This is a genomic window from Sphingomonas sp. 1185 (assembly GCF_040544655.1).
Lineage (GTDB): Bacteria > Pseudomonadota > Alphaproteobacteria > Sphingomonadales > Sphingomonadaceae > Sphingomonas.
Genome location: NZ_JBEPKL010000001.1, coordinates 527253 through 535286 on the forward strand (window position 1 = coordinate 527253; position 8034 = coordinate 535286).

Below are 8034 nucleotides of genomic sequence, written 5' to 3' on the forward strand. Positions count from 1 at the left end.
CATGACCGCGACTGATTTCGACGTGAAGACCGGCCTGTATATCGCGGGCGAATGGCTGGGCGCGGACGGCCGCGAGACGCAGGCAGTGCTGAACCCCGCCACCGGCCAGCCGCTGGGCGACCTGCCGCTGGCGACCAAGGCGGACATGGACCGCGCGCTGGAAGCCGCCGCGCGCGGTTTCGAGACGTGGCGCAAGACCGCGCCGCAGGAGCGCGCCGCCGTCCTGCTGCGCACCGCCGCGCTGGTCCGCGAGCGTGCCGAGGATCTCGCCCGCCTCGCCACGCTGGAGGAAGGCAAGCCGATCGTCGAGGCGCGCGGCGAGGTGGCCGCCACCGCCGCGCTGCTGGAATTCCATGCGGGCGAGGCGGTGCGCATCTATGGCCGCGTCCTGCCCCGCCCCACCGGCACCCGCTCGCTGGTGCTGCACCAGCCGGTCGGGCCGGTCGCGGCTTTCTGTGCGTGGAACTTCCCGGTCATGAACCCGGTCCGCAAGATCTCGCCCGCCATCGCGGCGGGCTGCTCGGTCATCCTGAAGCCCAGCGAGGAGACCCCCGCCAGCGCGATCGCGATCATGCGCTGCTTCCAGGATGCGGGTCTGCCCGGCGACGTCGCGCAGCTGGTCTTCGGCGTGCCCGACGCGGTGTCGCGCCACCTGCTCGCCTCGCCCGTCACCCGCAAGCTCAGCTTCACCGGTTCGGTGCCGGTCGGCAAGCACCTGTTGAAGCTGGCCGCCGACACGGTGATGAAGTCGACCATGGAACTGGGCGGGCATGGCCCCGTGCTGGTCTTCGACGATTGCGACCTCGACAAGACGCTCGACACGCTCGTCACGCACAAGTTCCGCAATGCGGGCCAGGTCTGCGTCGCGCCCACCCGCTTCCATGTGCAGCAGGGCATTTACGAGCGTTTCGCCAAGGGCTTCGCCGAGCGCGCCGCCGCGCTGAAGATCGGTGACGGCCTGTCGAGCGACACCCAGATGGGCCCGATGGCCAATCCCCGCCGCCCCGAGGCGATCGGCGCGATGATCGAGGATGCGGTGCGCTCGGGCGCGCGGATGCTGACCGGCGGCGAGGCGAAGGGCGGTGACGGCTTCTTCTTCGCGCCGACCGTGCTGGCCGATGTGTCGCTCGACGCCAAGGCGATGAACGAGGAGCCGTTCGGCCCGATCGCGCTGATCCGCCCCTTCGCCACTACCGAGGACGCCATTGCCGAGGCGAACCGCCTGCCCTTCGGCCTGGGCGCCTATTGCTTCACCGAGAATGGTCGTCGCCAGAACCAGCTGGGCGACGAGATCGAGGCGGGCATGGTCGCGATCAACACCGTGCGGCTCAGCTGGGGCGACGCGCCCTTCGGCGGGGTCAAGGAAAGCGGCTATGGCTCCGAGGACGGTCCCGAGGGCATCGCCAACCACATGATCACCAAGGCGGTCCATATCGCCTGACGCATCCGGCCCGGCGCGCTTCGGCGGGCCGGGCCGTTTCGCCGTCATTTCGCTGTCGCAAGAAAAATGTCAAAAACCCTCTTGGCAGGTCGAAAAAGCTCGGCTAACAGCGCGCCACCAGACGGGGACATCGCTTCCCCGCCATGCCGCAGACCGGCATCGGACGCATAGCTCAGTTGGTAGAGCAGCTGACTCTTAATCAGCGGGTCCTTGGTTCGAGCCCAAGTGCGTCCACCATTTTCCATATTTATCAAGCGCTATAGACTTCTGAGCTTGGCAGCAATTTGGCAGCTGCTATCCGCCGCGTGCACTCTCGGTGACCGGCGCAACATTTTCGATGCTACCGTCCGGTCTGATCCTGAAGCGGCCACCGCCGTAGCCCGTTGCCCCTGTAGTCGTGTGAACTTCATACACGATGCCCGGCCGCAAAGGCTTCGCCGGAATAACGGGCCATTCCGGTTCGTGGCGACCTTGCAGCGCCGCGCCATACGCGACCGGGAACATGTTGGCGCAATCATCGTCGTAGACCACGCTATCACGCCAGACAGGCACTGACTCGTCGATGGCATAGACCTCGATAAGGCGAACGCAGGAAGGCGAATGGCGGCTTCCTGGCGCTATGGCGAACTGGACGCCGCCGGAACCGGATAGAGCCATCACATCATAGCCATAGGAACAACCGCCGAGCATGAGTGCAAAACCTATGGCAATCTGGCCCAGTTTTCGCATTCGCATCCTCGGCGGTCTACAGTTAGATATCGGTGTATCTCACCGCGCCCCCTGCCCCGAAGGCGGCACCGGCGGGGTCGACGACCTGGCGTCACTCACCGCTTCGTCATACCAGCCCGCCAGATCGGCCTTCATGCGCCGCAGCGCATCGGGGTTCAGATAGGTCATGTGCCCCGCCGGATAGTAGGTGAAACGCAGGTTCGCCTGCTGCGCCGGCTCCAGCATCATATGGCCCAGGTCGTTCTCGGTGCCGAAGAACGGCGTCGCCATGTCGTAATAGCCGTTCATCGACAGCACCTTCAGATACGGGTTCGCCCGCATCGCGGCGGCCAGATCGATCGCGGTGTTGGGGTTGTTCTGCGACCCGTCGGGCGCCTTGTGCTTCCAGTTCCAAGTCCAGCCCGCCGCATCGCGCGCCGACAGGCGATAGGGCAACTCGGTCTTGTAGCCGAGCGTAGATTGCAGATAATCCTGGAAGGACGCGATATAAGCGCCTGAAATCGCATCCGAAGAGGCGTCCGTCTCCGGCCGTTCGCCCGCCGCGTCGGTGTCGATGCCGAGGTAGCGCGAGTCGAACCGCCCCACCGTCCGCGCCGAGCCGCGCAGCAATTCCTTCTGGAAGCGCGGCAGGTCGATGCGCAGGTTGGCGCGCTTGATGAAGTCGGGCGACAGGCCGATCAAGCGGCTCATCTGCTCGGCGATCTGGTCGCGCTCCTGGGGCGAGATGCTCTGCCCCTTGGCCAGCGCCGACATGTACGGGCCCACCGCAAAGGCGCGCGCCTGCGCCACCACGGTCGCCACATCGGCGGGGCGATCGGGCAGGCGGTTGTGATACCAGGCGGTCGCGGCGTAGCTGGGCAGGTAATTGAGATAGACCTGATCCAGCCCCGGCTGGCGATAGCCGTAATTCATGATCGAGCTGAGCAGGATCACGCCGTTCAGCGCCATGCCCCGCTCCTGAAGCTCATAGGCCAGCGCGCCCGAGCGCAGCGTGCCATAGCTTTCGCCCAGCAGGAATTTGGGGCTCATCCAGCGGCCATATTTGGTGACGTAACGCTGGATCGCCTTGGCGAAGACGTCGACATCCTCGTCCACGCCGTAGAATTGCGCGGGCTTCATATCGCCCAGCGGCCGCGAATAGCCCGATCCGATCGCATCGAGGAAAACGAGGTCGGTCTTGTCGAGCAGCGAGTCCGGATTGGGCCCGACATCATAGGGCGCGGGCCGGACGAATTCCGGGCTGGTGGTGCGGATGCGGATCGGCGCAAACGATCCCATGCGCAGCCAGAAGGAGGGCGAGCCCGGTCCGCCATTATAGAGGAAGGTGATGGGCCGCTTGGTGCCGGGCTTCACCCCCTCCAGCGTATAGGCGGTGTAGAACATCGAGGCGGTCGGCTTGCCCTCGATATCGCGGACGGTCAGCGTGCCCGCCGAGGCGACATAGGGATAGGTGCGGCCGCCCAGGGTCACGCTGTCGCGGTGGCGGACCTCGGCTTCATCGAGCGGCGCGCGGGCCCAGGCGGCCTCGACCTCGGCCTTGGCCGCCGCTTCGTGCGAGGATTTCTTCTCTCCCTCTTCCTGCGCGGCGAGCGGCGCAGTCAGGGCGGTGGCGGCGAGGAAAAGGGCAAGGCTGTTGCGGATCACGAAGCGCTCACGAATGAATGACGGATAAGTCATCGTTTCGTGTTTCGTCGTTCAAGGCAAGCGGGTTGCGCGGGTCCCGCCCCTCCCCTGCCAGACGGCTCCCTCCTAATGACCGATCGCCATTCCTTCCCTCGCCCCTCGCAGAGGGGAGAGGGTTGCGCAGACTTGGTCTTTGCGAGAGCAAAGGCTTAGTCGGAGCTGGGTGAGGGGTGGATGCGCGCAGCGCGCGAGCCTTTGGGCTCGCTCGACCCCTCACCCAAGCTGCGCTAGCCAGCAGGCTGGCAAGCTTCGCTAACCCTCTCCCCTTTCCAGGGGAGAGGGGAAGAAGAGGATCGGGATCAGCGTGCCAGCCAGGCCTCGACCGCGGGCTTCAGACGGTCGGCGACCGCCTTGCGCACCGCGATGGACGAGATGGCGCGCTTGGCGCCGCCGCGCGACCCTTCGGGCAGGTTGGCGGCGGCCCAGGCCTCGATCTTGCCGGGCATGGCGGGATCGTTCGACCCGGCGCCTAGGCCGACGATGAAGGTCGCACGGTTGCTCTCTTCCAGGAAGCTGTCGACCAGCGGCTTGTTCGCCGCTGCCCAGTCGAACGCCATGTCGGGATGCGCCCCCGCGATCGAACGGAGCAACGCCGCACGCTGCGGCGGGGTGAAGGTGTCGTTCTTCAGGACGCTCAGCGCCCGGCGCGCCGCGCTCTCGTCCTCGGCATAGCCCAGCAGCGAGACATAGCGGTTCTTGACCACCGGATTACGCTCGGCCTTGGCCAGTTCGTACAGCCGGTCCCACTCGGCCGGGGTGGCACGAGTGGCATAGGTCGCCAGGATCGGCTGGCGGATCGCCGCCGGGATCGCGTTGGGGTCCCTGGCGAGCGCCCCGACATAGCCGCGCGCGCGTGCCGCGACCATCGCGTCGCCACTGGTCCCCAGCCGCCCGATCAACGTCTCGCGCAGGTTGGAGACGAGCGCGCCCTCATCGGGCTTGGCCTCGAACCCGATCCGCGCCAGCACCGGCGACAAGAGAGCCGCGATCCTCGCGCGCAGCGGCTTTTCGAGCGGCGTGCCCTCATACAGCCCGTCGAGGCGCGACAGTTCGCCCGCCACCGTCTGCCATTCCAGCGGGCTGGCTTCGGGCGACACCTGCGCCATCAGGTCGAACCAGCGACCCAGGCTCTGATAGCCGCCCGACGCCAGCGCATAATCGTCGCCCAGCGTGCCGAGGCGATCCTCCAGCGCCAGCCTGGCATAGTCGCGCACGATCGCGGCATGGCCCGCATCGTCATACATCACGCGGGTATAGGAGCCCTTGCCCCGGTTCAGGACCAGCGTCCCGCACCCGCCGACGCTGACCGGAGTCGGCGTCGCGCCGGTGACGATGGCGCTGGTCTCACCGCCGCCGATCGTGGCGATGCGGATGGGCACATGCCAAGTCTGCGGCGCCTTGGAGGCTTCGTCCAAGCCGAACCGGCCTTGCGCCAGCATCGCCACCGTCTTGCCACCCTCGCAACGCGCGCCCGACAGCGTGACCAACGGCACGCCGCCCTGCAAGGTGAAGTCGTGCGCGATGGTCGCGACATTGGTGCCCGACGCCTTGGACAGTTCCTCCCACAGCTGTTCGGTCACCGTATTCTGATATTTGTACTTGGCCATATAGGCGCGGATGCCCTTGCGGAACGTGTCCGCGCCCAGCGTCGATTCGAGCATCCCGATCACCGCCTGCCCCTTGAGATAGGTGATGCTGTCGAACGCCTCGCCGATCTGGTCGACCGTCTCGACCTTGCGGATGATCGGATGGGTGGCGCTGGTCGCGTCGATGCCCATCGCCGATTCACGCTCGCCCGCAATGCTGGCGGCGGCGGCCTTCCAGCTGGGGTTCAGGTCGTTGGACGCCTTGCCCTCCATCCACGAGGCAAAGCCCTCGTTCAGCCACAGATCGTCCCACCAGCGCGGGGTGACGAGATCGCCGAACCACTGATGCGCCATTTCATGCGCGACGACGGTGTGGATGCGCTGGCGATTGCTCTCGGTCATGACCTTGGGGTCGAAGAGCAGCTCGTTCTCGAAATAGAAGATCGCGCCCCAATTCTCCATCGCGCCGAAGAACTGGCTGGACCCCGGCCCCGCGATCATGTCCATCTTGGGCAGCGGATAGGGCGTGCCGAAATAATCGTTATAATAAGCGAGCAGCTTGGACGCCGAGGCGAGCGAATAATCGCCCTGGTCGACCACGCCCTTCCGGCTGACGACGCCGATCTGGACGCCGTTCGCATCCACCGTCTTGCGGTCGAGATTACCCGATCCGAAATAGAGCAGATAGCTCGACATCACCGGCGTCTCGTCGAACCGATAGAGCTGGCTGCCATCGGCCTGCGGCGTGATCGAGGAGGCGGGCATGTTGCTGATCGCGCGCTGCCCCTTGGGCGCGGTGGCGGTCAGGCGGAACTTGGCCTTGAACGCGGGCTCGTCCCACATCGGCGCGAAGCGGCGCGCGTCGGGGGCCTCGAACTGGGTCGCCAGCATCCGGTCGGGCGTGCCGTCGGCATTGGTATAGTCGATCGCGAACAGCCCGTTGGCCGAGCGGTTAATCGTGCCGGTCCAGGCGAAGCCGACCTTGTGCCGCCCCGTGCTCGCCGCCTGCGGCAGCGTCAGGGTGAGCGTCTGCGCATCCTTGTCGAGCGCGAAGGGCACCGGTTTGCCGTCGAAGGTAGCGCGGGTGATGGTCAGCTCGGCGGCGTTGAGCACGATGGTCGCGGTGGCCTGGCGGACATCGACATCGACCGTCTCCTCGCCCGAGAAGCGCATCGCCTTGGCATCGGGACGGATCGAGATATCGTACAGCACGGGTGCCACCGTTTGCGGCAGCTGGCCCGCCGCCAGCGCCGGGGTGGAAACGGTCAGGGCAAGCAGCGCCGAGAGGGCAGACTTCATTACGATCAAGGCCTTTCCATAGGGATCGGCAAATCTCTACGCGCTCATCCGCGCAAAGCAAATGACGCTCATGTCACATAGTCTCATGGGCCGGGATACGGGAGGGCTGGACAGCCTTTACGCTTACGTTATCGTCAAGCCATGACCCAGCCTCGCTCCCCCCTGCCCCCTGCCCTGAGCCGCCTGGCTTTGCCCGTGATCGGGTCGCCGCTGTTCATCATATCCCATCCGGACCTGGTGATCGCCCAGTGCAAGGCGGGGATCGTCGGCTCCTTTCCCGCGCTGAACGCACGCCCCGCCAGCCAGCTCGACGAATGGCTGCACCAGATCACCGAGGCGCTCGCCGCGCATGACCGCGACCATCCCGATCGCCCCGCGGCCCCCTTTGCGGTGAACCAGATCGTCCACCGCTCCAACAACCGGCTGGAGGAGGATCTGGCGGTGTGCGCCAAGTGGAAGGTGCCGATCGTCATCACCTCGCTGGGCGCGCGCGAGGATGTGAATGCGGGCGTATCGGCCTGGGGCGGGATCACGCTGCACGATGTGATCGACGACCGTTTCGCGCGAAAGGCGATCGAAAAGGGCGCGACCGGGCTGATCGCGGTGGCAGCCGGCGCGGGCGGCCATGCGGGGCGCCTGTCCCCCTTCGCGCTGGTCCAGGAAATCCGGCAATGGTTCGGCGGCCCGCTGGCGCTGGCGGGGGCGATCGCCACCGGCGATGCGGTGCTGGCGGCGCAGGCGATGGGCGCGGACTTCGCCTATATCGGCTCGCCCTTCATCGCGACGGTCGAGGCGCGGGCGGCGCAGACCTATAAGCAGGCGGTGGTCGACGGGCATGCGCGCGACATCGTCTATTCGAGCCTTTTTACCGGGGTGCACGGCAATTATCTGCGCGCTTCGATCGTGGCGGCGGGGCTGGACCCCGACCATCTGCCGGACGGCGATGCGGCGCATATGGACTTCGGCGGCGGACAGGCCGCCAAGGCGTGGCGCGACATATGGGGCGCGGGCCAGGGGATCGGCGCGGTCGATGCGATCCTCCCCGCCGCCGAGCGGATCGCGCAGCTTCGCCGCGAATATGATGCCGCCCGCGAGAAGCTGCTAGGCGGTTCCGCCTGACGGCCTTCGACATTGAGCAATGCCTTTCCTCCCCTCGCCCCTCGCAGAGGGGAGAGGGTTGCGCAGACTTGGCCTTTGCGACAGCAAAGGCTTAGTCGGAGCTGGGTGAGGGGTGGGCGCTCGCTTGGCGAGCGCGCGAGCCTTTGGGCTCGCTCAACCCCTCACCCAAGCTGCGCT

General features: G+C 66.5%; 5 protein-coding genes and 1 tRNA gene. 3 read left to right on the top strand and 3 right to left on the bottom strand.

Translation table 11 applies throughout. The features are described 5' to 3' along the window. Window position 1 precedes the first annotated feature (1 nt). Together ABIC44_RS02315 and ABIC44_RS02320 are read left to right on the top strand one after the other, a co-directional pair. Window positions 2-1441, top strand: coding sequence for an NAD-dependent succinate-semialdehyde dehydrogenase (locus ABIC44_RS02315; protein WP_354293368.1), 1440 nt, complete (start codon window positions 2-4; stop codon window positions 1439-1441). A gap of 161 nt (window positions 1442-1602) precedes the next feature. Further along, window positions 1603-1678, top strand: a tRNA-Lys gene (locus ABIC44_RS02320). Between the two features lie 57 nt (window positions 1679-1735). Here ABIC44_RS02320 and ABIC44_RS02325 read toward each other — a convergent pair. The 3 genes from ABIC44_RS02325 to ABIC44_RS02335 form a co-directional block, all read right to left on the bottom strand. Then, entirely contained in the window at window positions 1736-2170 is a 435-nt protein-coding gene (locus tag ABIC44_RS02325) for a hypothetical protein (protein WP_354293369.1), read from the bottom strand. A 39-nt stretch (window positions 2171-2209) separates the two neighbouring features. Next, window positions 2210-3847 (bottom strand): S10 family peptidase, encoded by a 1638-nt coding sequence (locus ABIC44_RS02330; protein ID WP_354293370.1) that lies wholly within the window; start codon window positions 3845-3847, stop codon window positions 2210-2212. 305 nt (window positions 3848-4152) lie between these two features. After that, window positions 4153-6738 carry a M1 family metallopeptidase gene (locus ABIC44_RS02335; protein WP_354293371.1) on the bottom strand — a complete coding sequence of 862 codons (2586 nt, stop codon included), beginning with the start codon at window positions 6736-6738 and terminating at the stop codon, window positions 4153-4155. Between the two features lie 141 nt (window positions 6739-6879). Between ABIC44_RS02335 and ABIC44_RS02340 the strand changes: the two genes are divergently transcribed. Next, a complete protein-coding gene (locus tag ABIC44_RS02340) occupies window positions 6880-7857 on the top strand; it encodes an NAD(P)H-dependent flavin oxidoreductase (protein ID WP_354293372.1) in 978 nt (325 codons plus the stop codon). The last annotated feature ends 177 nt before the right edge of the window (window positions 7858-8034 follow it).